Below are 25,107 nucleotides of genomic sequence, written 5' to 3'. Positions count from 1 at the left end.
GTCACGCGCCCTCCTGCTGGGCCGGGGCTTCCGCCGCCGGCGCTGCCTGATCGGTGCCGCCAGCCAGCTTGAACTTGCCGGGCTTCGGCGCATCCTTGGGCAACGACTTCTTCACCGCGTCACGAACTGTGATCCAGCCGCCCTTGGAGCCGGGAACGGCGCCTTCGACGAGCAGCAGGCCGCGCGCGACGTCGGTCTGGACGACGCGCAGGTTCAGCGTGGTGATGCGATCGACGCCCATATGGCCGGGCATCTTCTTGTTCTTGAAGGTCTTGCCGGGATCCTGACGGCCGCCGGTCGAACCGATCGAACGGTGCGAGACCGAGACGCCGTGGGTGGCGCGCAGACCGCCGAAGTTCCAGCGCTTCATGCCGCCCGCGAACCCCTTACCGACCGAGGTGCCGGTGACGTCGACAAACTGGCCGACGACAAAGTGGTCAGCCTGGATTTCGGCGCCGACCGGGATCAGGGAATCCTCGGAGACGCGGAATTCCGCGACTTTACGCTTGGGTTCAACCTTGGCGACGGCGAACTGGCCACGCTCGGCTTTGGGCATGTAAACGGATTTGCGCGCGCCCGAGCCGAGCTGGAGCGCGACATATCCGTTCTTGTCCGTGGTGCGGTGGCCGACAACCTGACAGTTGCCCAGCTTCAGCACGGTCACAGGGATATGTTCGCCGGCCTCTGTAAAGACCCGCGTCATCCCGACCTTTTGTGCGATCACTCCGGAGCGCATCGGCGTGCTTCCTGTTCTTTCTGTCCCGAGGGACTAACCAAAATTCGTGGCGGGCAAGGTCCGGTCCGAAAACCGGTGCCCACTATCGGGGTCTTAGAGCTTGATCTCGACGTCGACACCGGCGGCGAGATCGAGCTTCATCAGCGCGTCCACGGTCTGCGGGGTCGGATCGACGATATCGAGAAGGCGCTTGTGAGTGCGCATCTCGAACTGCTCGCGGCTCTTCTTGTCGACGTGCGGCGAACGGTTCACGGTGAACTTCTCGATGCGCGTCGGCAGCGGGATCGGTCCACGAACCTGTGCCCCGGTGCGCTTCGCCGTGTTCACGATCTCACGGGTCGACGTATCGAGAATTCGATGGTCGAACGCCTTGAGTCGAATGCGAATATTCTGGCCGTTCATTGCCGTTGTCTTTCTTGGTCCGTCCGGCCGGTCAGCCCGGCCACTCACGTCTACGATAGAAGGTCGGGAACACCCGGCCTTGCGGCCGGGCATTCGACGGATCGTTTATTACTCGATGATGCTTGCGACGACGCCTGCACCGACGGTGCGGCCGCCTTCGCGGATCGCGAAGCGAAGCTTTTCTTCCATCGCGATCGGCACGATCAGGTGCACTTCCATCGCGATGTTGTCGCCCGGCATCACCATCTCGGTGCCTTCCGGCAGATGAACCACGCCCGTCACGTCAGTCGTGCGGAAGTAGAACTGCGGGCGGTAGTTGGTGAAGAACGGGGTGTGACGACCGCCCTCTTCCTTGGTGAGGATGTACGCCTCAGCCTTGAACTTGGTGTGCGGCTTGACCGAACCCGGCTTGCAGAGAACCTGGCCGCGCTCGACTTCCTCGCGCTTGGTGCCGCGCAGCAGCGCGCCAATGTTGTCGCCAGCCTGGCCCTGATCGAGCAGCTTGCGGAACATTTCAACGCCGGTGACGGTCGTCTTGACGGTCGGCTTGAGGCCGACGATCTCGATTTCCTCGCCAACCTTGACGATACCGCGCTCGACACGGCCAGTGACGACGGTGCCGCGACCCGAGATCGAGAACACGTCTTCGACCGGCATCAGGAACGGCTGGTCAACCGGACGCTCCGGCTGCGGAATGTAGGCGTCGACCGCCTTCATCAGCTCGAGGATGGCGTCGTGGCCGAGCTTCGGATCCTTGTTCTCAAGCGCGGCGAGCGCCGAACCTTTGATGATCGGAATGTCGTCGCCCGGGAAGTTGTACTTCGAGAGCAGTTCGCGGACTTCCATCTCGACCAGTTCGAGAAGTTCCGGATCGTCGACCATGTCGCACTTGTTCATGAACACGACGAGCGCAGGCACGCCGACCTGACGGGCGAGGAGGATGTGCTCGCGGGTCTGCGGCATCGGGCCGTCGGCAGCCGACACGACCAGGATCGCACCGTCCATCTGCGCAGCACCGGTGATCATGTTCTTCACATAGTCGGCGTGGCCGGGGCAGTCGACGTGGGCGTAGTGACGGTTCGGGGTCTCATACTCGACGTGAGCGGTCGAGATGGTGATGCCGCGAGCCTTTTCTTCCGGCGCCTTGTCGATCTGATCATAGGCCGTGAACGTCGCACCGCCGGCTTCCGCCAACACCTTCGTGATAGCCGCGGTCAGCGACGTCTTGCCATGGTCGACGTGACCGATGGTGCCGATGTTGCAATGCGGTTTGTTACGTTCGAACTTCTCTTTAGCCATGACGTTCTCCGTTCAACTTTGACTTACGTCAAAGAAATCAAGCGAATTTCTTCTGGACTTCTGCCGACACGTTGGCCGGCGCTTCAGCGTAGTGATCAAATTGCATCGTGAAGGTCGCGCGGCCCTGACTCATCGAGCGCAAGGTGTTCACGTAGCCGAACATGTTCATGAGCGGCACCATCGCATTGATGACGTTGGCGTTGCCGCGCATGTCCTGCCCCTGGATCTGGCCGCGGCGGGAGTTCAAATCGCCGATGACCGAGCCGGTGTAGTCTTCAGGGGTCACGCACTCCACCTTCATGATCGGCTCGAGCAGCACTGACTTGCCCTTCTGCAGCGCATCGCGGAAAGCCGCGCGCGATGCGATTTCGAAGGCCAGCGCCGACGAGTCGACATCGTGGTAGGCACCGTCGATCAGCGTCACCTTGACGTCCACCACCGGGAAGCCGGCGACCACGCCCGAGGTCATCACGCTGTTGAGGCCCTTTTCGACGCCTGGGATGTATTCCTTCGGCACCGAACCGCCGACGACCTTCGATTCGAACTCGAAGCCCGCACCCGGCTCATTCGGCTCGACGATAAACTTCACGCGCGCGAACTGGCCGGTACCGCCGGTCTGCTTCTTGTGCGTATAGTCGACCTCGGCGCGCTTGGTGATCTTCTCGCGGAACGCAACCTGAGGCGCGCCGATGTTGGCATCGACCTTGTAGGTGCGCCTGAGAATGTCGACCTTGATGTCGAGATGAAGTTCGCCCATGCCCTTGAGGATGGTCTGACCGGATTCATGATCGGTCGACACACGGAACGACGGATCTTCCGCAGCCAGCTTCGCCAGAGCGACGCCGAGCTTTTCCTGGTCAGCCTTCGACTTCGGCTCGATCGCGATTTCGATGACCGGCTCCGGGAATTCCATCTTTTCAAGGATGACTGGTTGATCCGGATCGCACAGCGTGTCGCCGGTGCGAGCTTCCTTGAGGCCGGCCAGCGCGACGATGTCGCCGGCATAGGCTTCCTTGATGTCTTCGCGGTTGTTCGCATGCATCAGCAGCATACGACCGATACGTTCTTTCTTCTCGCGGGTCGAGTTGACGACGCCGGTGCCGCTCTGAAGAACGCCGGAATAGATGCGGCAGAACGTGATGGTGCCGACGAACGGGTCGTCCATGATCTTGAACGCGAGCAGAGCCAGCGGCTCCTTGTCGTCAGCATGACGAACGACTTCGTTGCCATCTTCGTCGACGCCCTTGATCGCAGGCACGTCGAGCGGCGACGGAAGATAGTCGACCACGGCGTCGAGCAGCGGCTGGACGCCCTTGTTCTTGAAGGACGAACCACAGAGCACGGGATAGAACGCGCCGGTCAGCACAGCCTTGCGGATGAGGCGCTTCAGGGTCGCCACGTCCGGTTCGTTGCCGTCGAGGTAAGCAGACATGGCGTCGTCGTCGAGTTCGACGGCGGCTTCCACCAGCTTTTCGCGATATTCCTTCGCCTTGTCGGCGAGATCGGCCGGGATTTCGGCGACGTCATACATCGCGCCCAGCGACTCGTTGTTCCAGACGAGCGCCCTCATCTCAACGAGATCGACCATGCCCTTGAAGTTGTTCTCGGAACCGATCGGCAACTGGATCGCAACCGGCTTGGCGCCGAGACGATCGATAATGTCCTGCAGACACTTGTAGAAGTCAGCGCCGGTCTTATCCATCTTGTTGGCGAAGACGATGCGCGGAACTTTATACTTGTCGCCCTGACGCCAGACGGTTTCGGTTTGCGGCTCGACGCCCTGGTTGGAGTCGAGAACGCAAACGGCGCCGTCGAGCACACGCAGCGAACGCTCGACTTCAATAGTGAAGTCGACGTGGCCGGGGGTGTCGATGATGTTCAGGCGCTTGCCGTTCCAGAACGCGGTGGTCGCAGCCGAGGTGATCGTGATGCCACGCTCCTGCTCCTGCGTCATCCAATCCATCGTCGCGGCACCTTCGTGCACTTCGCCGATCTTATGGCTCTTGCCGGTGTAATAGAGGATGCGCTCAGTCGTCGTGGTCTTGCCAGCGTCGATGTGCGCCATGATACCGAAATTACGGTAGTCCTCGATGGCATGAAGGCGGGGCATGGGTTGTCCTTAAATATCCGTTCGTTTCGCCGTTACCAGCGATAGTGCGAGAAGGCACGGTTGGCTTCCGCCATCTTGTGCACGTCTTCCCGCTTCTTGACCGCGTTCCCCCGGTTGTTCGACGCATCGAGCAACTCCGCGGAGAGACGCTCGGTCATGGTCTTTTCGTTACGGCCGCGCGCGGCTGCGATGATCCAGCGGATCCCCAGCGCCTGACGGCGGGTCGCACGAACCTCGACCGGAACCTGATACGTGGCACCGCCGACGCGGCGCGAACGCACTTCGATGGTCGGCATCACGTTATCGAGCGCCTGCTCGAACACGGTGATCGGGCTCTGCTTGGTCTTGGACTCAATGGTGCCGAGCGCGCCGTACACGATGTTTTCGGCGGCAGACTTCTTGCCGTCGTACATGATCGAATTCATGAACTTCGTGATGACGATGCTCCCGAACTTCGGATCCGGGTTCACTTCACGCTTTTCAGCAGAATGGCGACGAGACATCGATATTCCCCGGTTACTTCGGACGCTTCGCGCCGTACTTCGAACGACGCTGCTTACGGTTCTTGACGCCCTGCGTATCGAGAACGCCGCGGAGGATGTGATAACGCACGCCCGGCAAATCCTTGACGCGGCCGCCGCGGATCATGACCACCGAGTGCTCCTGAAGGTTATGGCCTTCACCCGGAATGTAGCCGATGACCTCGAAGCCGTTGGTCAGGCGCACCTTGGCGACTTTACGAAGCGCCGAGTTCGGCTTCTTCGGAGTGGTCGTATAGACGCGCGTGCAAACGCCACGCTTCTGGGGCGACTGCTGCAGAGCAGGCACCTTCTTGCGCGACTTCTGCGCTTCGCGTGGATTTGCGATCAGCTGGTTGATCGTCGGCATCGTTCGCCTTCACCCTTGTTCGCGCGAAACCTTCAAGTGAGCCCTGAAGCCTTCGCAAATTTCGTTGGAGCAACCTGCCCCGCTCGCCTCCGCTCCACACGTTCGACCGCGCAAAACGAAATCGCGCCATCCGTTCATCGCTGACCGGAAAGCGCTAAACCGCCACAGAGGACCTCAGCTCGCCTGCAGGGTTTGCACCCGAGACTGACCGAGGTCGTGCATCCCAAACGAGTCTCAAGAGCGGTTGCCCGAGAGACCAACATCGTCCTGGCATTGCCTGGCTAGTACCGACAGCGTTTGAGCGACATTCGTCGAGGTTGGTGCCCACTCATCTCATTGGCGAACCAATGGGATAAGGGGTGATCCGTTCCGACGCAGGGAAGCTCACCGCCTGTCGAGAAGTGGCCGGGTTTTATAAGCCGAGTCCGCTTAAGTCAAGGATAAACGCATCATCAAAAGCGCAAGCGGCAGAGCCACTTCTTGCATCCCTCTCGCGAACGCAAAACACGTTTGCGCAATCTTATCCGGGATCGGATTCGGCGGCAGAATCACCCGCCCCACTGGCCTGATGGAGGCGGCAGCGCACCGCCTGACACCTGCCATCCGCCCGACCCGGACTTTGGCCTGGTCGCCACGACGAGCACCCAGATCGACGAATATCGATGAATTACAGCAGCTTAGATAGGGAGACTCGACCGGAGAATCAACTCGTTCCGGTCTGGCGCTTCCTGGCCGGCAGCCACTTCGCCGCCCGGAGCGTGTCCCGCAGGGCCTTGAGCTTCGTATAACCGAGTTGCCGTGCGGCTTCGGCAATGAAGGCCGCCGATCGCCGGGACCCGACATCCACCAGCAGGCCAACCATCGTCCGGCGCCCGGCCCAGATCTGCCCCATGAAACCGCCGGCCGGCGAGCAGGAATCGATCGCCTGAACCGGACCGGAAGCCAACAACTCCCCCGTCAACCGGTCGATCAGAAGCATGCCCGGCGAATACCGGGCGTAGGCCGGGTCGAACGCGGTTTTCCACGTGTAGGCCACTGACCCACAGTACAAGACCACCTGCGCCGCGATGGCGCGGCCGTCGAGCATCAGCAGCGCCACCGAGGCATTGCCCTGCTCTGCCAGATTGCCGATCAGCCGCCGGACGAAAGCCGCGTCGCGGTCATCGCACAGCAACGCCGTCCCCTCGGCCCCCTTCCAGCTTCCGTGTTCGAGTTCGAGGAAGGTCTCGAAGGCCTTGAGCACGTCCTCACGTTCATTGACGACGTCCAGCGCCCCTAGCGCCGACAGCCTGTTCCAGTCCTGCCGCAGTTTCTTGCGGGTCGAGCCGGAAGATTTGACGCCGAATTCCCGCGATACCACCGGCCGCACACCTTCGGAAAATTCGAGACACGGGTGGCGCCCCGCGCCGACCGTTTTGCGGATCGCGGCACAAGACGCGGCCTCGCCGTTCATCTCCTTGATGCTGATCACGTTCGGCAACGCTTTGCTGTCGCGGATCGCGGCGAAGAACGCGGCTATCACCCCATCGGTGAACGCCGGATCGATCACCGGGCTTGAGAGGAAGGCGTAATGAAACGGCAACGCCTCAAGCAACGCCGGCCAGAACGGCAGGGTGCTGCGCTCCTGCAGCCCCCACAGCCCGACCAGCCGTGGCGGCTCGACGGCCATATCCCATGCCAGCAGCACATGAACCACCGCGAACAGCGTGTCCGCTGCAGCCTTCAGCGCGGCCGGATTCATGAACACGTTCGCCGACGCCCGCTGGACAAGATCATCCCACTCCGCGGCGGAAACCGCTTCAGGCGAACGACGTGTGACTGAGATCATGAACCGAGTATCCGCAGCGAGTGCCGGCACCGCATCGTTAGATTGGCGGCATTGCGGTTCCGTTAAATCGATTGCAGAGAGACGGCCATATGCCACTCAGGCAATCCGCGCCTTAAACGCGGTGGCGGTGCAACCGTTCGTTAACCATACCCTCGGATCGTTTACCCTTTTTTATTCAAATCCATCGTTTCAGGAACCGTAATGGTACTGTGCGTCGAAGAGGCGCACATGCGAGTGACAGACATTGCCATTGTTGGCGGCGGCCTTGCCGGATCGACGGCGGCGGCGATGCTCGGACGCGCCGGAATCTCCACCATCCTGATTGATCCGCATACAGCGTACCCACCGGATCTGCGCTGCGAAAAACTCGACAGTTCGCAGGTCGACATCCTGAAGAAAACGGGGCTTGCACCATCGGTGCTGCCGGCGACGACGCGGGACGACACGGTTTGGATCGCGCGCTTCGGCCGCGTCATCGACAAACGGCCCGGCGATCAGCACGGCATCATGTATCATGATCTCGTCAACACCATGCGCGCGGCAATTCCAGCGACTGTCGAAATCATCCACGACAAGGCCGTCGACATCGCAACCGGCAGCGAGCGGCAATGCATCAGGCTGTCAAATGGAGACGAAGTTTCAGCGCGCCTGATCGTGCTCGCCAACGGCCTCAATGTCGGCTTGCGTCACAACATCGGATTGACCCGCACCATCATCAGCGCATGCCATTCGATCACGATTGGATTCGATCTCAAGCCGGTTGCGCGCCCGCGGTTCGATTTCGGCGCCCTGACCTACTATCCGGAAAGCGCCGCCGATCACGCCGCGTACCTGACGTTATTTCCGATCGGCTCATCGATGCGTGCCAATCTCATGGTCTATCGCCCGATGGAGGATCCATGGCTGCGCGAGTGCCGCAGCGATCCGCAGAAGGCGCTGTTCGATCTGATGCCAAACCTGCGGCGCATCACCGGTGAAGTCGACATCGTCGGCCCGGTGAAAGTACGACCGGCCGATCTCTACGTCACCGAAGGTCATCGCCAGCCGGGCATCGTTCTCGTCGGCGACGCCTTCGCAACCTCGTGCCCCGCAGCGGGGACCGGCACCAGCAAGGTGTTCACCGATGTCGAACGTTTGTGCAACGTCCACATTCCGTCATGGCTTGCGACCAACGGTATGGGCACCGACAAGATCGCAACGTTCTACGACGACCCGGTGAAGCAGGCTTGCGATAGCGCCTCGCGCGAAAAAGCCTACGATTTGCGTTCGATCTCGATCGGCACCGGTTTGACATGGCACGCACACCGCTGGCTGCGCTTCGTCGCACGTCTCGGTGTCGGCACACTGCGTCAAATGCGCGAGGCGATGTCTCCACGCGTCCCCGCCCGGCAATAAACCAATCCCGCCAGCGTTTCGGCCGACGTTGACTGCTGTCCTGAAGATGGGGTGGCGGAGCGGATGGCAGGAATTGAACCTACACCTTCGGCCTGGAAGACCAATGCTCGACCGTCAAGCTACATCCGCACGGGATGACAATAGCACCGGGCCGAACCGGCGTAAGTAAAGCTGGCGTGCTACACAAAATCAGAGTTAACGCGCACCTCGTCGAAAGACGAAACCTGCTATTCATCCTCGTCGTCATCATCGTCGTCGCCGTGATGCGATTTGTGGAGTTGGTCGTCCCATAGCCGGCGATACACTCCGCCCTTCGCCAGCAATTCCTTGTGCGATCCACGCTCGATCGCCTGACCGCCGCTGATCACGATAATTTCGTCCATGTCGACCACCGACGTCAGACGATGCGTCGAGAAAATCATGGTGCGCCCCTTGGCGACCTTGAGCAGCGTGCGATTGATTGCCGCCTCCGTGGTCTGGTCGAGCGCCGATGTCGCCTCGTCGAGCAGCAGCACAGATGGATCGCGGATGATGGCGCGGGCAATCGCGATGCGCTGGCGCTGGCCGCCGGACAGCGTGTCGCCGCGTTCGCCGACCAGCGTGTCATATTTCTGCGGCAGCGACATGATGTGGCGGTGGATCTCGGCCTTTTTCGCGGCCACCTCGACTTCCTTATCGGTCGCTCCCTCCTTGCCGAGACGAATGTTCTCGCGGATCGACATGTTGAACAGCATGTTTTCCTGGAACACCACCGCCATGCTGGCGCGCAGCGAGTCGCGCGTCACCTTGCGGATATCGACGCCGTCGATCGTCACCTTGCCTTCGCTCGGCATATAAAGCCGCAGGATCAAATTCAGCAGCGTGCTTTTGCCCGAGCCGCTCGGGCCGACGATGGCGATGTGCTTGCCTGCCTTCAGCTTCAGGCTTAGTCCATCCAGAACATTGGTGTCGCTGCCTTCATAGGCGAATGTCACACGCTCGAACGCGATGTTGTCGGTGATGCGCGGCAGATCGGGCGCGCCGGGGCGGTCGCCACCGCGCGTCGGCTCGTCGAGCAGTTCCTCCATATGGCGAACCGATGCCGCCGCCTGAATCGCGGTCGGAATGAAGTGCATCAGGTGCCCGATGTTGTAGGAAATTTCCCAGAACGCGCTTTCGAAGGTGACGAAAGTGCCGATGGTGATCTGACCCTTGGTGGCAAGATACGCGCCGATCGCCAGCACGATGAGATGGAGCAGCAGCACCGAAATGGTGACGGTGCGTTCGACCATCGTCGACAGGAAGGTCGCATCGGCCATCGTCTGCCGCGCGAGATCGTTGCGAAAACGAAACCAGCCGAACGCTTTGCGCTGCAGTCCGAACGCTTTCACCACCATCTGCGCGGCGATGTTTTCCTGCACGACGCCGAGGATAGCCGACTCGTTGACCTTCTGCTGATAGTTCGCATGCACCGCCTTCGGCGTCAGCATCCGCGGACCGATCAATGTGATCGGAAAGATCAAAAGCGCGACGGCGGCAAGTTGCCAGTTCAGCCAGATCATCAATCCGATACCGGCGATCAGTTCGAGCATAGGCAGCATCGCGCTGTTGGCGAAATACTTCACCGACGATTCATACCCGGCCATATCGACGGAGAAGCGCGACAGGATTTCGCCGCGCTTGGTGCAACCGAAATAGGCAGCCGGAAGATTCTGGACGTGATCGAACAGCTTGGTCCGCACATCGGAAATGACGCCTGCGGTGAGACGGGCATCCCATCGCTCGTACCAGACCGCCACGATCGACGTCATGATGCCGGCGACGGCCAGCACCGACAGGATCGTGTAAAGCGCCTGGAAATCCTCTTCGCCGAGCGCATCGTCGATCAGGTATTTGAGGCTGAGCGGCATGATGACGTTGAACAGCGTCTCAATGAACAGGCCGATTCCGACGAACGTCACACCACGCCGGTAACGCCGCATGAGCGGCCAGGTAAAGCGGTAGACCGTCGCCAGTGCGCCGGCCGCCTCGCTAGCCGTATAGACGACGAGTTCCTCGTCATCATCCTCGTCGTCATCATCATCGTCCCCGGCATCGTCGCCGAGATCGTCAGATGCTGGCGCAGCATGGATGTCCGTCGCGGTTCCTGCCGGGCGCAACTTGTCGTCGTCGGACGGCTTGCCGGGCGCGCCAGCCGCCGGACTTTCGCTATCGGGCGCTGGGGACTTGGGCGGCATCAAACACCGTTGTGAAAAACCGGAAACCGGGCGGCAGGCCCCAAAGCGGACCTGCCATCCCTGTGCCGTTAATCGTCTGCCTCGACCTTGTCAAAGAACGAGTAACGCAGGCTGTCAGCGTCGGCGTACCAGTTGCCCGGCCCCTTGTTGGCGGCCAGGGTCGCGGCCCACACCTCGTCGGTGCAATCGTGACGGTGCATCGCGAGATCGAAGCCGTTGCCGAAGAACAGTTCCGACCATTCCCACCAGGTGCCAAGCTTCCTGACACCGCGCAGCAAATCGTAGCGGTCGATGATCGGGATCGCCATGTCGCTGGTAACCGATCCGAACACGAAGCCGGTCTTGACGACGCGGTTGAGTTCACGGATCGCGCGCGTGACCTGTTTCGGCGCGACGTGGCACAGGCTGGTCTCGAACACGAAGTCGAACGAATTGTCCTTGAACGGCAACTTGGTGATCGAGCCGAGCTTGTTGTATTTCTTCAGCGCCTTCGGCGTCCTGGCATGGATGGTCCGATTGTTCTCGATGCCCCAAGCATCGATGCCCATGTCGCGCAACGCGCCGACCAGTTCGCCGCTCGCGGAGCCGGCGACCAGCAGCTTGTAGCCCTTTGCGCGATTCCAGACGATCTTGATGAGGTTCGTCAGATAGTCCGGATCGGTAAACTGGTTCCAGACCTCGTGATACGGACCGGCATTGCGGTAGTTGTCAAAATACGCCCGGTCGATCTTGTCGGACGGAACGCTGCCGCCCTCGCCGCGCTCATAGCGCAGCTTCATCATCTGGGTGACGATGATGTCGGTGGCGGCGTCCGAGGAATCCAGCAGCCCGTTGAGCGTCGAATCGAACAGGTAGTCGCCGACGACGACGAAGCCGGCATGTTCCTTCGGTTCGGGATGATGATTGGTCATCACGTCGCGCGCCGGCAGGCCTCCGGGAATAGCGTTCACCGACGACAGCCAGCGATGGATCTTGCCTTCGACGAAATGCGACCGCGCGTTGCCGAATGATGCCGGCAGCGACTTGATCGCCGCGTCGATCAATTCCTTGTCGCTCAGATTTGCAAACGCCAGCGCGTCGGAACCGGCGATCAGCCAGTTGAGCACGCCGTTGCGGCCGACGTCGTGGCGCGCACCCTCGACATAGACGCAGCAGCCGCCGAACGCTTCGGACATCCACCAAGCGCCCGACACCTTGTCGCCCCAGAACGGCGAGTCGAACAGGATCGACACCCGCAGATAGTGCGCCGGGCGATCGAAATAAGCGACGTGCTTGACCATCGAGTGCCGCAGCAGTTCGCCGTCCCAGCGCATCGTCGCGAGCCACGAATGCGGCAGGCACATCACGACGAGATCGTGCTCCTTGGTGATCGGTCCCTTGCCGTTCATCATGTTGACGGCGTAACGGCCTGAGCCGTTCTTGCCGACCTTCAGCACGCGATGATTGAGCTCGATGTTGGCGTCGATTTCCGACTTCAGCCCCTCGACCAGTTGCTCGTTGCCGTTCTGGATCGAATAGAGGCCGATATAGCCCTCAACATCCATCACGAAGTTCTTGAGCGCGTTCAGCCCGTTGGTGTTGTGGCTTTCGGTTGCGATGTCGGAGCGCGCCATCACCTTGAGGAAACGCTTGGCAACGGGATCGTCAACTTGACGGTCGAGCAGTTCCTCGGCGCTGATGTAGGCCCACGGATGCTCGTTATCGTGGGCACCGACGCCTTCGTAGTATTCGATCGGCGATACCATCGTGGAGCAGAGCGTGCGGAAATCCTCGATCGCACGAGCGGTCTTGTCGCCGTATTTGCGGCGCATCCCCGGCACGTCGTCGAGCAGTTCGCCGTCGAGCTGAATCTGCTCGGCGTCCATCGGGATGGTCTGCAGGCCGAAGTGCTGGATCAATTCCCGCAGGGGATCCGGCCCCGTCATCGAGTAATCGTAGATTTCGGCGACGCCGGCTTCGTACATCGCCGGGGAGCTGTCGAACGTCTTGGTCAGGATCTTGCCGCCAAGGCGGTCGGACGCTTCATAAATGGTGATGCGGCACTGGCCCCCAAGCTTCTTCTTGAGATACCAGGCAGACATCAGCCCGCCGGGGCCACCGCCAACAATTGCCAGATCGATCATGACTGTCCTTCGCCCCCGACCGGCTTCTAGCTTGAACCGGTCTAAGTCGCACTAAGGAGAAGCCATTTTCATCTGAAGGGAAGATGAACAAGACGCTCGGGACCCGGAAAAATTATTCTCCGCACCCAGAATCGGATTTGGCCGGCTTTCGGGGCCGGTTTGCTTCTCTAGCGCGGCCGACGGGCACCCGAAAGGGGAAGCATCTTGCCGGCCAACAAGCTGATCAGTTCCTGCTGCCTGGTCAGCCCGGTTTTCGACAGGACGGCCTTGAGCTGGCTGCGGACCGTCTCCACGGAAACCCCGGCCGACAATGCCAGAACCTCGACGGTCTGCGCTTCGCCAATGCCGCGGGCGATCCGAGCCTCGGCCGGCGTCAAATCGAACAATCCCTGCAGGACTTGTGCGGTCGGAATCACTGCCCGGTCGACCGGCGTGACCACCAGCAGGAACTTCGCCTGTGCGAAGAAATCATGCGCGATCCCGCAAACCGGCAGCACATGCAGGATCATGGGTGGCCGATCTTCGGTGGCTGCGACCGGAATGGAATTCACCACCGCCTGCGCCGGTACAATCGTGGCGCGCAGCAACGCGGCGCCAAGCAGGCCATCGGAGGCCGGATCGGTCAGGCACAACCGTTGGTGGCGATCCTGCACGAGCGCCGGCATCAGTTGCTCGAACAGGCGGTTGGCGGCGGTGAGCCGGCCGCTGCCTTGCAGCACCGCGCCGGGTAATCCCAGTGATTCCAGAGCATCAGCCATCGCCCGCGCACGCTCGAGACCGAGCCGCGACGACAGCAGCGCACTGCGCGCCAGGTGCGGACGCAACATGTCGAATTGCCGGACCGTCTCGACCGGGACAGGCCCTTTTTCATAGGCCCGCTCGAACGAGAAAATAATCGAGTCGCCCGAGGGGGTTTCGAGCATCGTCCCGGTCGCCCAGCCGAGGCCGCGCTTGCGATAGAAGTCGCGATAGACCGGCTCGTTGTCGAGTTCCTCGTCGGTGAATACGTCGCTGTCGCGGATGAAGCCGGCGTGATTGATGGCGCCGAGACGGACCGGGCGCGGGTTGATCGCCGCCCAGCCGTCGCGAAGAAATTCCTCGAAGGTCGACTTGATGTCGGCCGAGGTCACCCCTTGAACCTGTTCCGCGTAGGATGTGAACAGGATGCCGCCAGCGCCATCGACAGCCCTGGACATTTCACCAAGAACATCGGGCCATAGCTCAGGCACCACAGCCGCTTCGTAAATACGATCCGGCAGTTTCTCGTCAAACAGGTCGGCCACCACCGCACCCCGAACTACTTATGGGAGCAAATACTAAGGCAGGGCTGGACCAGGCAGCAATTGCCATCTCCGTGAAGGAACCTGCCGCCACACCAGTACCCTCGCAAAAAAGGCCAGCTCACGCTGGCCTTTAAGGTAGTCCGCTAATGACAAGTCACGGGCACCAAAATCATCCCCCGGAGGCGATCGTGTCCTATGGCTACAAGTTATGAGTGTCTTATTTACAATTCCCCTGCCCAAATCGCTTCGCGGTATTTGATGGTCACAGAATGGCTTGAAACTACCCTCCTGCGTAAAGTCCGCGCATCCCCCAAACAGGGTATATCGCCAGATCCCGGGATCCCCACATAGTCGCGCTTCGCATGTCAAAAAGGCCGCCCAAAAGGCGGCCTTTTTTCAGTCCCATGTCTAGGGCGAACTACTCCGCCGGCGGAAGGGCCAGAGGCTCCTCCTCCGGAGCCGAAGGCACGATCGCCGCCTGCTTCTCGCGTTCGTCGAGGATCAGCTTGTCGCGCTTGACCGCGACTTCGCGAATCTTGGCCATCGAGGCGCCTGTGCCTGCCGGGATCAACCGGCCGACAATGACGTTCTCCTTGAGACCTTCCAGCGGGTCGACCTTGCCGTTGACGGCAGCTTCGGTGAGCACGCGTGTCGTTTCCTGGAACGAGGCCGCCGAGAAGAACGACCGCGTCTGCAGGCTCGCCTTGGTGATGCCGAGCAGCACCGGGGTTCCGGTCGCGGGCTTCTTGCCCTCTTCCTTCGCCTTGGCGTTGAGCTGGTCGAACTCGATCTTGTCGATCTGCTCGCCCGAAATCATGTCGGTCTCGCCCTGATCGGTGATCTCGACCTTCTGCAGCATCTGACGAACAATCACTTCGATGTGCTTGTCGTTGATGAGCACGCCCTGGAGCCGATAGACTTCCTGGATTTCGTTGACCAGATAGGCAGCGAGTTCCTCGATGCCCTTGATCGCCAGGATGTCGTGCGGCGCCGGGTTGCCTTCAACGATGAAATCGCCCTTTTCGACGATGTCGCCGTCCTGCAGATGGATGTGCTTGCCCTTCGGAATGAGGTACTCGCGAGTCTCCTCATTCTTGTCGACAGGCTCGATCGAGAGCCGGCGCTTGTTCTTGTAGTCGCGTCCGAAGCGGATCGTACCGGCGATTTCCGCGATGATGGCGGCATCCTTCGGCTTGCGGGCTTCAAACAGTTCGGCCACGCGCGGCAGACCGCCGGTGATGTCTCGGGTCTTGGCGCTTTCCGTCGAAACACGCGCGAGGATGTCGCCGGCCTTCACCTTGGCGCCGAGATCGACCGACAAAATGGCGTCGACCGAGAGCATGTAACGGGCGTCGCCGCCGCGTGCCAGCTTCAGCACCTTGCCATCCTTGCCCTTGACGACGATCGCCGGACGCAGATCGGCACCACGGCCGGTCGTGCGCCAGTCGATAACCACGCGCTTTGCAATACCCGTGGATTCGTCAAGCGTTTCCGAGATCGACTGGCCTTCGACCAGATCCTCGAACCCGATGGTGCCTTCGACTTCGGTCAGAATCGGGCGTGAGTATGGATCCCACTCCGCGATGCGCTGGCCGCGCTTGATCATATCGCCGTCATCGACGCGCATACGCGCGCCGTACTGAATGCGATGCGTCGCGCGCTCGGTACCGTCAGGATCGACAACCGCAACCACCATGTTGCGGACCATCGCGGCATTGAAGCCTTCGCTGTTGGTCGCGATCGCCTTGTTCTTGATGACGATCTTGCCGTCGAAGTTCGACTCGATGAACGACTGCTCGTTGATCTGGGCAGCGCCGCCGATGTGGAACGTGCGCATCGTCAACTGCGTACCCGGCTCACCGATCGACTGCGCGGCGATAACGCCGACAGCTTCACCGTGGTTCACCGGCGTGCCGCGGGCGAGATCGCGCCCGTAGCACTTGCCGCAGATGCCGTTGACCAGCTCACAGGTCAGCGCCGAACGGATCTTCACCTCCTGGACGCCAGCCTGCTGGATGGCGTCGACATGCGACTCTTCCATCAGCGTGCCGCGCTTGACGATGACCTTGTTGTTGGTCGCGTCGCGGATGTCCTCGCCCGTGGTGCGGCCGAGAATGCGCGACCCCAGCGAGGCCACGACCGTGCCCGCGTCGATGATCGCACGCATCTTGATGCCGAGCTTGGTGCCGCAATCGTCCTGCGTAATGATGCAGTCCTGCGCCACGTCCACCAGACGGCGGGTCAGGTAGCCCGAGTTCGCGGTCTTCAACGCCGTATCCGCGAGGCCCTTGCGGGCGCCGTGGGTGGAGTTGAAGTACTCCATCACGGTCAGGCCTTCCTTGAAGTTCGAGATAATCGGCGTTTCGATGATCTCGCCCGACGGCTTGGCCATCAGTCCGCGCATGCCGGCAAGCTGGCGCATCTGCGCCGGCGAACCACGCGCACCGGAATGGGCCATCATATAGATCGAGTTGATCTGAGCCTCGCCGCCCTTCGGATTTTTCTTCACCGAAGAGATTTCCTTCATCATCTCGTCAGCGATCTTTTCCGTGGCCTTGGACCAGGCGTCGACGACCTTGTTGTACTTCTCACCCTGGGTGATCAGGCCGTCGTTGTACTGCTGCTCGAATTCCTTGGCCATCGAGCGGGTGTCGTCGACGATCTTCCACTTGCCGTGCGGCACGACCATGTCGTCCTTGCCGAACGAAATGCCCGCCTTGAAGGCGTTGTAGAAGCCGAGCGCCATGATGCGATCGCAGAAGATCACAGTCTCTTTCTGGCCGCAGTGACGATAGACCTGATCGATGACGCCCGAGATTTCGCGCTTGGTCATCAGCTTGTTGATGGTGTCGAACGGCACCTTGGAATGCTTCGGCAGCACCTGGCCGAGCATGACGCGGCCGGCCGTGGTTTCGTACCAGCGGCTGACCATCTTGCCGTCTTCGTCCAGACCTTCCCACCGATACTTGATCTTGGTGTGGAGGTGAATGACCTTCGAGTACAGCGCGTGCTCGATTTCGGCCATTTCGCCGTAAATCTTGCCCTCGCCGCTCAGGCCTTCGCGCAGGATCGACAGATAGTAGAGGCCGAGAACGATGTCCTGCGACGGCACGATGATCGGCTGACCGTTCGCGGGATGCAGGATGTTGTTGGTCGACATCATCAGGACGCGCGCTTCCAGCTGCGCTTCAAGCGACAGCGGAACGTGCACGGCCATCTGGTCGCCGTCGAAGTCGGCGTTGAACGCGGCGCAGACCAGCGGGTGAAGCTGAATCGCCTTACCCTCGATCAGCACCGGCTCGAATGCCTGAATGCCGAGACGATGCAGCGTCGGCGCGCGGTTCAGCAACACCGGATGCTCGCGGATCACCTCGTCGAGAATATCCCAGACCTCGGGACGCTCCTTCTCGACCAGCTTCTTCGCCTGCTTCACGGTGGTGGACAGCCCCTTGGCGTCGAGCCGCGAATAGATGAACGGCTTGAACAGTTCGAGCGCCATCTTCTTCGGCAGGCCGCACTGGTGAAGCTTGAGCTCGGGACCGACCACGATCACCGAACGGCCGGAATAGTCGACGCGCTTGCCGAGCAGGTTCTGACGGAAGCGGCCCTGCTTGCCCTTGAGCATGTCGGCGAGCGACTTCAACGGACGCTTGTTGGCGCCGGTGATGACGCGGCCGCGGCGGCCGTTGTCGAACAGCGCATCGACCGCTTCCTGAAGCATGCGCTTCTCGTTGCGGATGATGATGTCCGGCGCGCGCAGCTCCATCAGCCGCTTCAAACGATTGTTGCGGTTGATAACGCGGCGATAGAGGTCGTTGAGGTCGGAGGTCGCGAAGCGGCCGCCGTCCAGCGGCACCAACGGACGCAGGTCCGGCGGAATAACCGGGACCACGGTCATGATCATCCATTCCGGCTTGTTGCCGGAATGGCGGAAGGCCTCGACGATCTTCAGGCGCTTGGCGAACTTCTTGTGCTTGATGTCGGATTCAGTCTCCGCCATATCGGCACGCAGCTGAGCCTCGAGCTTCTCGAGCTCAAGACCTTTCAGCAGTTCGCGGATCGCCTCGGCGCCGATCATGGCGGTGAAGGAATCCTGGCCGTATTCGTCCTGGGCGCGGAGATACTCTTCTTCGCTCAGCAGCTGACGATCCTTCAGCGCGGTCAGACCCGGCTCGAGGACGACGTAGTATTCAAAATAGAGAATCCGCTCGAGATCCTTCAGCGTCATGTCGAGCAGTAAGCCGATGCGCGACGGCAGCGACTTCAGGAACCAGATGTGCGCGACCGGCGCAGCCAGCTCGATATGACCCATGCGCTCGCGCCGGACGCGTGACAGCGTCACTTCGACCGAGCACTTCTCGCAGATGATGCCCTTGTACTTCATGCGCTTGTACTTGCCGCAAAGACATTCGTAGTCCTTGATCGGCCCGAAGATGCGCGCGCAGAACAGGCCGTCACGCTCGGGCTTGAACGTGCGGTAGTTGATGGTCTCCGGCTTTTTGATTTCGCCGTAGGACCAGGACAGAATCTTCTCCGGCGACGCGATCGAAATCCGGATCTGGTCGAAGACCTGGGCCGGCGTCGTCGGATTGAAAAGATTCATAATCTCTTGGTTCATGGTCTTCTCCTTGCGTACCGGTCGTCACCGGCAGCGAATTCGAAATTCTTCTGTCATCGTCGCGCCCCGCCCTGATGCCGGGAAAGGCGCAAATGCCCGGCGATGTCGCCGGGCATGAATGGGTTGCGTTATTCGGCCGCCTCGGAGGTGGACGCCGGGCCCAGCTTCGAATTGTGCAGATCGACGTTGAGGCCGAGCGAGCGCATTTCCTTGACCAGCACGTTGAACGATTCCGGAATACCGGCCTCGAACGTGTCGTCGCCGCGCACGATCGCTTCGTAAACCTTGGTACGGCCGGCCACGTCGTCGGACTTCACGGTCAGCATTTCCTGGAGCGTGTACGCCGCGCCGTAAGCCTCGAGCGCCCACACTTCCATTTCGCCGAAACGCTGTCCGCCGAACTGCGCCTTGCCGCCCAGCGGCTGCTGGGTGACGAGCGAGTACGGGCCGATCGAACGCGCATGGATCTTGTCGTCGACCAGATGGTGCAGCTTGAGCATGTAGATGTAGCCCACCGTCACCTTGCGATCGAACTCGTCGCCGGTGCGGCCGTCAAAGACGGTCGACTGGCCCGACTTGTCGACACCGGCAAGCTCCAGCATGTCCTCGATGTCCTTTTCCTTGGCACCGTCGAACACCGGCGTCGCGATCGGCACGCCGGGCTTCAAGTTGTGAGCTAGCTCAAGCAGTTCGCTATCGTTGAGCGACTTGATGGTCTCGTCGTCGCCGTAGACCTTCTTCAAGGTTTCCTTCAGCGGCTTGAGATCCTGCTTCGCCAGATACGCATCGACCGTCTGCCCGATCCGCTTGCCGAGGCCTGCACAGGCCCAGCCGAGATGCGTTTCGAGAATCTGGCCGACGTTCATGCGCGAAGGCACGCCGAGCGGATTGAGCACGATGTCGGCATGCGTTCCGTCTTCCAGGAACGGCATGTCCTCGATCGGCACGATCTTCGACACGACACCCTTGTTGCCGTGACGTCCGGCCATCTTGTCGCCGGGCTGGATCTTGCGCTTCACCGCGACGAAGACCTTGACCATCTTCATCACGCCGGGCGGAAGTTCATCGCCGCGCTGCAGCTTCTCGACCTTGTCGAGGAAGCGCTGTTCAAGGCCCTTCTTCGACTCGTCGTACTGCTTCCGCATCGCTTCGATTTCGGTCATCAGCTTGTCGTTCGGCGACGCGAACAACCACCACTGGGACTTCGGATACTCGTCGAGCACGCTGCGCGTGATCTTGGTGTCCTTCTTGAAGCCCTTCGGACCTGCGATGCCCTGACGGCCCTCGAGCAACTCGGCCAGACGGCCGTAGACGTTGCGGTCGAGAATCGCCTGTTCGTCGTCGCGGTCCTTGGCGAGGCGCTCGATCTCTTCCCGTTCGATCGCCAGCGCACGCTCGTCCTTGTCGACGCCGTGACGGTTGAAGACGCGGACTTCGACGATGGTGCCCTGCACGCCCGGAGGCACGCGCAGCGAGGTATCGCGAACGTCGGAAGCCTTTTCACCGAAGATGGCGCGCAGAAGCTTTTCTTCCGGCGTCATCGGGCTTTCGCCCTTCGGCGTGATCTTGCCGACCAGAATGTCGCCGGCATGAACGTCGGCGCCGATGTAGACGATGCCGGCTTCGTCGAGGTTCTTCAGCGCTTCTTCCGAAACGTTCGGAATGTCGCGCGTGATTTCCTCTGGGCCCAGCTTGGTGTCGCGGGCCATCACCTCAAACTCCTCGATGTGGATCGAGGTGAAGACGTCGTCCTTCACGATCCGCTCGGAGAGCAGGATCGAGTCTTCGAAGTTGTAGCCATTCCACGGCATGAATGCGACGAGCACGTTGCGGCCGAGCGCGAGTTCGCCGAGATCGGTCGACGGACCGTCGGCAATGATATCGCCCTTCCTGACGATATCGCCAACCTTCACCAGCGGACGCTGATTAATGCAGGTCGACTGGTTCGAGCGCTGATACTTCATCAGGCGGTAGATATCGACGCCCGACTTGGTGGGATCGAGATCTTCCGTGGCGCGGATCACGACGCGGGTCGCGTCGATCTGGTCGATGACGCCCGAGCGGCGCGCTGCGATCGCAGCGCCCGAGTCGCGGGCCACGACACCTTCCATGCCGGTGCCGACGAACGGCGCTTCAGCACGCACCAGAGGCACGGCCTGACGCTGCATGTTCGAGCCCATCAGCGCGCGGTTGGCGTCGTCGTTCTCGAGGAACGGGATCAGCGCCGCGGCGACCGAAACGAGCTGCTTCGGCGACACGTCCATGTAGTCGACCTTGTCCGGGGTCGCCTGGATGACTTCGCCGGCGTGGCGGCAGATCACCAGGTCCTCGGTGAAGCGGCCGCGGTTGTCGAGCGGCACGTTGGCCTGCGCGACGTAGTGACGGCCCTCTTCCATCGCCGAGAGATAGACGACGTCGTCGGTGACGCGGCCGTCCTTCACCTTGCGATACGGGGTTTCGACGAAGCCGTATTTGTTCACGCGCGCGAAAGTCGCGAGCGAGTTGATCAGACCGATGTTCGGGCCTTCCGGCGTCTCGATCGGGCAGATACGGCCATAGTGGGTCGGATGGACGTCGCGGACTTCGAAGCCCGCGCGTTCGCGCGTCAGACCGCCCGGTCCAAGCGCCGAGAGACGGCGCTTGTGGGTGATTTCCGACAGCGGGTTGGTCTGGTCCATGAACTGCGAGAGCTGCGACGAGCCGAAGAACTCGCGCACCGCGGCAGCGGCAGGCTTCGCGTTGATCAGGTCCTGCGGCATGACGGTGTCGATATCGACACTCGACATGCGCTCCTTGATCGCGCGCTCCATGCGCAGGAGGCCGACGCGGTACTGGTTCTCCATCAACTCGCCAACCGAGCGAACGCGGCGGTTGCCGAGATGGTCGATGTCGTCGATCTCGCCCTTGCCGTCGCGCAGGTCGACCAGCGTCTTGATGACCGCCAGAATATCTTCCTTGCGCAGCGTGCGATGGGTATCCGGCGCGTCGAGTTCGAGGCGCATGTTCATCTTGACGCGACCGACCGCGGACAGGTCATAGCGCTCGCTGTCGAAGAACAGCGACTGGAACATGTTCTGCGCGGAGTCGAGCGTCGGCGGCTCACCCGGACGCATCACGCGATAGATGTCGAACAGCGCGTCTTCACGCGTCATGTTCTTGTCGGCGTTCAGCGTGTTGCGGATGTAGGGGCCGACGTTGACATGGTCGATGTCGAGGATCGGCAATTCCTTGTAGCCAACCTCGTTCAGCGCCTTGAGGCCCTTTTCGGTGATCTCTTCGCCGGCCTCGGCGTGGATTTCGCCGGTCTTCGGGTTGACGAGATCCTCGGCGAGGTACGAGCCGACGAGTTCCTCGTCGGACATCCGCAGCGCCTTGAGGCCCTTTTCCTGCAACTGACGCGCCGCGCGCACGGTGAGCTTCTTGCCCGCCTCGAGCACGACCTTGCCGGTGTCGGCGTCGATCATGTCGTTGACGGTCAGGTAGCCGCGGAAGCGGTTGGCGTCGAACGGCACGCGCCAGCCATCCTTGGCGCGCTTGTAGTTGATCTTCTTGTAGAAGGTCGAAAGGATTTCCTCGCCGTCGAGACCGAGGGCGAACATCAGCGACGTCACCGGAATCTTGCGGCGACGGTCGATACGCGCGAACACGATATCCTTGGCGTCGAACTCGATATCGAGCCACGAACCGCGATACGGAATGACGCGCGCGGCGAACAGCAGCTTGCCCGACGAATGGGTCTTGCCCTTGTCGTGATCGAAGAACACGCCCGGCGAACGGTGCATCTGCGAGACGATAACGCGCTCGGTGCCGTTGACCACGAAGGTGCCGTTCATCGTCATGAGCGGAATATCGCCCATGTAGACGTCCTGCTCCTTGATGTCCTTGACCGAGCGTGCGCCGGTTTCCTCATCGATATCGAACACGATCAGGCGCAGCGTCACCTTCAGCGGCGCAGCGTAGGTCATGCCGCGCTGGCGGCATTCGTCGACGTCATACTTCGGCGGCTCGAATTCGTAACGCACGAATTCCAGCATCGAGGTGTTCGAGAAATCCGAGATCGGGAAGACCGAACGGAACACGGCCTGCAAGCCTTCGTCCAGGCGACCGCCCTCCGGCTCGTCAACCATCAGGAACTGGTCGTAGGATGCCTTCTGAACCTCGATGAGGTTCGGCATCTCGGCGACTTCCCGAATATGTCCGAAGAACTTGCGAACTCGCTTGCGACCGGTGAACGTCTGCTGCGCCATCGTGGCCTCTCATTTGGCCGCCCTTGACCGGCGGCATCTTCCGGAGTGCGATGGGCACCGCCTCCGGGTTGAATGTCGAAATCGCCCGAGTTCCAAAAAGCTGAATCTCAAGACGCAAAATGACGCGCGGGGCGCTGGTAGCGCCCTGCCCGTCAAAACAAAATCTACGGACCAGTAAAGCCCGAAATCGCTCGTCTCCCGACGTCCCGCCCTGAATTCGATCCGCGCTTCAGTGGCGTGCGTCCTTTTCGTGCCTCCACCCATGTGGGTGGTCTTTGCCACGATTCGAGGTCTGAATTCGTCGAATCGTCACACAATCGCGTGTTTCAGGCCGGCCCCGAGGGCCGGCCTGAAATGTGTCGTCTTACTTGAGTTCGACCTTGGCGCCAGCCTTCTCGAGCTGAGCCTTGATCTTGTCGGCTTCGTCCTTGGCAACGCCGTCCTTGACGGGCTTCGGCGCGCCTTCGACGAGGTCCTTGGCTTCCTTGAGGCCAAGGCCCGTGATCGCACGGACTTCCTTGATGACTTCGATCTTCTTGTCGCCGGCCGCAGCCAGCACGACAGTGAACTCGGTCTTTTCTTCAGCAGCAGCAGCGCCAGCGCCGCCAGCGGCAGGAGCAGCAACCGCAACAGCGGCAGCAGCCGAAACGCCCCACTTCTCTTCGAGAAGCTTCGCGAGTTCAGCAGCCTCGAGAACCGTGAGGCTCGAGAGGTCGTCCACAATCTTCTGCAAATCAGCCATTTTGTCTTTCCTTAGCGTATCAGTTCGAACCAGTTGAGATGGAGAATGGCGTCACGCCGCTTCACCCTTCGAGGCATAAGCCTGAACCACACGAGCGAGCTTCGCAGCCGGCGCGGTGGAGAGCTGAGCGATCTTGGTCGCCGGCGCCACAAGGAGGCCGAGGATCTTCGCGCGCAGTTCATCGAGCGACGGCAGCGAGGCGAGAGCCTTCACCGCGTCGGGATTCAGGACAGTGGTTCCCATCGCACCACCAAGGATGACGAACTTTTCGTTCGCCTTGGCGAATTCGACGGCAACCTTCGGTGCTGCCACCGGATCGTTTGAAGTCGCGATCACGGTCGGCCCCTTCAGCAGGGAACCGATGGAGACAACATCCGTGCCTTCAAGAGCAATTTTGGCGAGACGGTTCTTCGAGACCTTCACCGATGCACCCGCCTGCTTCATCTGCGTACGCAGAGTCTGCATTTGAGCCACGGTGAGGCCGGAATAATGAGCAACGACCGCAACGCTGGTGGTCTTGAAGACCCCGTTCAGCGTGTCGACCGCCTGCTTTTTTGCCGCTCTTTCCACAGCAAGCTCTCTCCGGTTGGCGGCCTTGTCAGAACCAAGGCTCAGAGTCGGGACCGCCGGGTTGCAACAATCGTCAACCACGGCCTGACTCGAGACACATCATCTCTCGACACGCCGGGGCACGACGACATTTCGGAAGCCTGCCCACTCGCCCTGGCGCGCCTTGCGGCTCACCCGAACGAGGTGTCGAGGTTCGAACCGAAGCCCGCAGGCCCGCTTGACGCGGGCACACAAAATCCGGTTTTCACCCGTCTGTGCAGGCCATGCAATTAAGCCGTTGAAGAAACTCTCGTTTCGCCGCGGGCGCCTGCAGTCTCGGACAGGATCGAAGCCCACCGGAAACCGGGGGCCTCTGCTCGTTTCGTCAAACCCGCAAGGTTTTCCTTTCCTGATCGAACAATCCACGCGGACAGCCGATGAGGAATGGTCTCCTATACGAATGGTTTTTGGAAAACGAGCACGGACGCGCCAGCGATAGCCAGCACGCCCGGAAAGGAATGTTTAACGGGTTGAGGTGGCCTTGCCAAGGGGATTCTGTCGTCCGAAAGCATTTTTCGGGCCAATCCGGTCATTAATCGCCGTCCCGGAGGCCCCTGTTCTATCGGCGGCTTCAAAACAGCGAATAAATTGCTGTTCCGGTTCGAATTTCC

Annotated in this window: 15 protein-coding genes and 1 tRNA gene; 1 reads left to right on the top strand and 15 read right to left on the bottom strand. The window is 61.0% G+C overall.

Annotated elements, in window-relative coordinates:
* Position 1: 1 nt before the first annotated feature.
* From rplC to ASC80_RS04185, 7 genes are all read right to left on the bottom strand, one after another.
* Positions 2–736 carry a 50S ribosomal protein L3 gene (rplC, locus tag ASC80_RS04215; protein ID WP_056293077.1) on the bottom strand — a complete coding sequence of 245 codons (735 nt, stop codon included), beginning with the start codon at positions 734–736 and terminating at the stop codon, positions 2–4.
* Positions 737–829: 93 nt separating this feature from the next.
* Positions 830–1,138 carry a 30S ribosomal protein S10 gene (gene rpsJ, locus ASC80_RS04210; RefSeq protein ID WP_002712302.1) on the bottom strand — a complete coding sequence of 103 codons (309 nt, stop codon included), beginning with the start codon at positions 1,136–1,138 and terminating at the stop codon, positions 830–832.
* A gap of 108 nt (positions 1,139–1,246) precedes the next feature.
* Positions 1,247–2,437, bottom strand: a complete 1,191-nt coding sequence (tuf, locus tag ASC80_RS04205; RefSeq protein WP_056293074.1) for an elongation factor Tu — start codon at positions 2,435–2,437, stop codon at positions 1,247–1,249.
* Between the two features lie 37 nt (positions 2,438–2,474).
* Positions 2,475–4,547, bottom strand: coding sequence for an elongation factor G (gene fusA / locus ASC80_RS04200; protein WP_056293072.1), 2,073 nt, complete (start codon positions 4,545–4,547; stop codon positions 2,475–2,477).
* A 32-nt stretch (positions 4,548–4,579) separates the two neighbouring features.
* Positions 4,580–5,050: a 30S ribosomal protein S7 gene (rpsG, locus tag ASC80_RS04195; RefSeq protein ID WP_056293070.1), complete on the bottom strand. Its 471-nt coding sequence runs from the start codon at positions 5,048–5,050 to the stop codon at positions 4,580–4,582.
* A gap of 13 nt (positions 5,051–5,063) precedes the next feature.
* On the bottom strand, positions 5,064–5,435 hold the full coding sequence (gene rpsL / locus ASC80_RS04190; RefSeq protein ID WP_002712306.1) for a 30S ribosomal protein S12: 372 nt from the start codon (positions 5,433–5,435) through the stop codon (positions 5,064–5,066).
* A gap of 703 nt (positions 5,436–6,138) precedes the next feature.
* Positions 6,139–7,263 (bottom strand): GNAT family N-acetyltransferase, encoded by a 1,125-nt coding sequence (locus ASC80_RS04185; RefSeq protein WP_056293067.1) that lies wholly within the window; start codon positions 7,261–7,263, stop codon positions 6,139–6,141.
* Between the two features lie 228 nt (positions 7,264–7,491).
* Between ASC80_RS04185 and ASC80_RS04180 the strand changes: the two genes are divergently transcribed.
* Complete coding sequence (locus ASC80_RS04180; RefSeq protein WP_056295589.1) at positions 7,492–8,658, top strand: FAD-dependent oxidoreductase; 1,167 nt, start codon at positions 7,492–7,494, stop codon at positions 8,656–8,658.
* Between the two features lie 58 nt (positions 8,659–8,716).
* Here ASC80_RS04180 and ASC80_RS04175 read toward each other — a convergent pair.
* The 8 genes from ASC80_RS04175 to rplJ form a co-directional block, all read right to left on the bottom strand.
* Positions 8,717–8,787 (bottom strand) — tRNA-Gly (locus tag ASC80_RS04175).
* A gap of 98 nt (positions 8,788–8,885) precedes the next feature.
* Complete coding sequence (locus ASC80_RS04170; protein WP_056293065.1) at positions 8,886–10,874, bottom strand: ABC transporter ATP-binding protein; 1,989 nt, start codon at positions 10,872–10,874, stop codon at positions 8,886–8,888.
* 68 nt (positions 10,875–10,942) lie between these two features.
* Positions 10,943–12,997, bottom strand: a complete 2,055-nt coding sequence (locus ASC80_RS04165; protein ID WP_056293062.1) for an FAD-dependent oxidoreductase — start codon at positions 12,995–12,997, stop codon at positions 10,943–10,945.
* A gap of 167 nt (positions 12,998–13,164) precedes the next feature.
* Entirely contained in the window at positions 13,165–14,280 is a 1,116-nt protein-coding gene (locus tag ASC80_RS04160) for a helix-turn-helix transcriptional regulator (RefSeq protein WP_156464251.1), read from the bottom strand.
* Positions 14,281–14,698: 418 nt separating this feature from the next.
* On the bottom strand, positions 14,699–18,898 hold the full coding sequence (gene rpoC, locus ASC80_RS04155; protein ID WP_056293057.1) for a DNA-directed RNA polymerase subunit beta': 4,200 nt from the start codon (positions 18,896–18,898) through the stop codon (positions 14,699–14,701).
* A gap of 128 nt (positions 18,899–19,026) precedes the next feature.
* Positions 19,027–23,145 carry a DNA-directed RNA polymerase subunit beta gene (gene rpoB, locus ASC80_RS04150; protein ID WP_056293055.1) on the bottom strand — a complete coding sequence of 1,373 codons (4,119 nt, stop codon included), beginning with the start codon at positions 23,143–23,145 and terminating at the stop codon, positions 19,027–19,029.
* 364 nt (positions 23,146–23,509) lie between these two features.
* Positions 23,510–23,887 (bottom strand): 50S ribosomal protein L7/L12, encoded by a 378-nt coding sequence (gene rplL / locus ASC80_RS04145; RefSeq protein ID WP_056293053.1) that lies wholly within the window; start codon positions 23,885–23,887, stop codon positions 23,510–23,512.
* A 51-nt stretch (positions 23,888–23,938) separates the two neighbouring features.
* Positions 23,939–24,457, bottom strand: a complete 519-nt coding sequence (gene rplJ, locus ASC80_RS04140; RefSeq protein WP_056293050.1) for a 50S ribosomal protein L10 — start codon at positions 24,455–24,457, stop codon at positions 23,939–23,941.
* Between the last annotated feature and the right edge of the window lie 650 nt (positions 24,458–25,107).

Source organism: Afipia sp. Root123D2 (assembly GCF_001425835.1).
Classification (GTDB): Bacteria; Pseudomonadota; Alphaproteobacteria; order Rhizobiales; family Xanthobacteraceae; genus Afipia.
The sequence above is the reverse complement of the archived record's forward strand: the minus strand, read 5'-3'. Positions and strand labels throughout refer to the sequence as shown.

Coding starts and splice junctions, on each gene's coding strand:
- rplC (WP_056293077.1), bottom strand. CDS start 736: ATGCGCTCCGGAGTGATCGCACAAAAGGTCGGGATGACGCGGGTCTTT.
- rpsJ (WP_002712302.1), bottom strand. CDS start 1,138: ATGAACGGCCAGAATATTCGCATTCGACTCAAGGCGTTCGACCATCGA.
- tuf (WP_056293074.1), bottom strand. CDS start 2,437: ATGGCTAAAGAGAAGTTCGAACGTAACAAACCGCATTGCAACATCGGC.
- fusA (WP_056293072.1), bottom strand. CDS start 4,547: ATGCCCCGCCTTCATGCCATCGAGGACTACCGTAATTTCGGTATCATG.
- rpsG (WP_056293070.1), bottom strand. CDS start 5,050: ATGTCTCGTCGCCATTCTGCTGAAAAGCGTGAAGTGAACCCGGATCCG.
- rpsL (WP_002712306.1), bottom strand. CDS start 5,435: ATGCCGACGATCAACCAGCTGATCGCAAATCCACGCGAAGCGCAGAAG.
- ASC80_RS04185 (WP_056293067.1), bottom strand. CDS start 7,263: ATGATCTCAGTCACACGTCGTTCGCCTGAAGCGGTTTCCGCCGCGGAG.
- ASC80_RS04180 (WP_056295589.1), top strand. CDS start 7,492: ATGCGAGTGACAGACATTGCCATTGTTGGCGGCGGCCTTGCCGGATCG.
- ASC80_RS04170 (WP_056293065.1), bottom strand. CDS start 10,874: ATGCCGCCCAAGTCCCCAGCGCCCGATAGCGAAAGTCCGGCGGCTGGC.
- ASC80_RS04165 (WP_056293062.1), bottom strand. CDS start 12,997: ATGATCGATCTGGCAATTGTTGGCGGTGGCCCCGGCGGGCTGATGTCT.
- rpoC (WP_056293057.1), bottom strand. CDS start 18,898: ATGAACCAAGAGATTATGAATCTTTTCAATCCGACGACGCCGGCCCAG.
- rpoB (WP_056293055.1), bottom strand. CDS start 23,145: ATGGCGCAGCAGACGTTCACCGGTCGCAAGCGAGTTCGCAAGTTCTTC.
- rplL (WP_056293053.1), bottom strand. CDS start 23,887: ATGGCTGATTTGCAGAAGATTGTGGACGACCTCTCGAGCCTCACGGTT.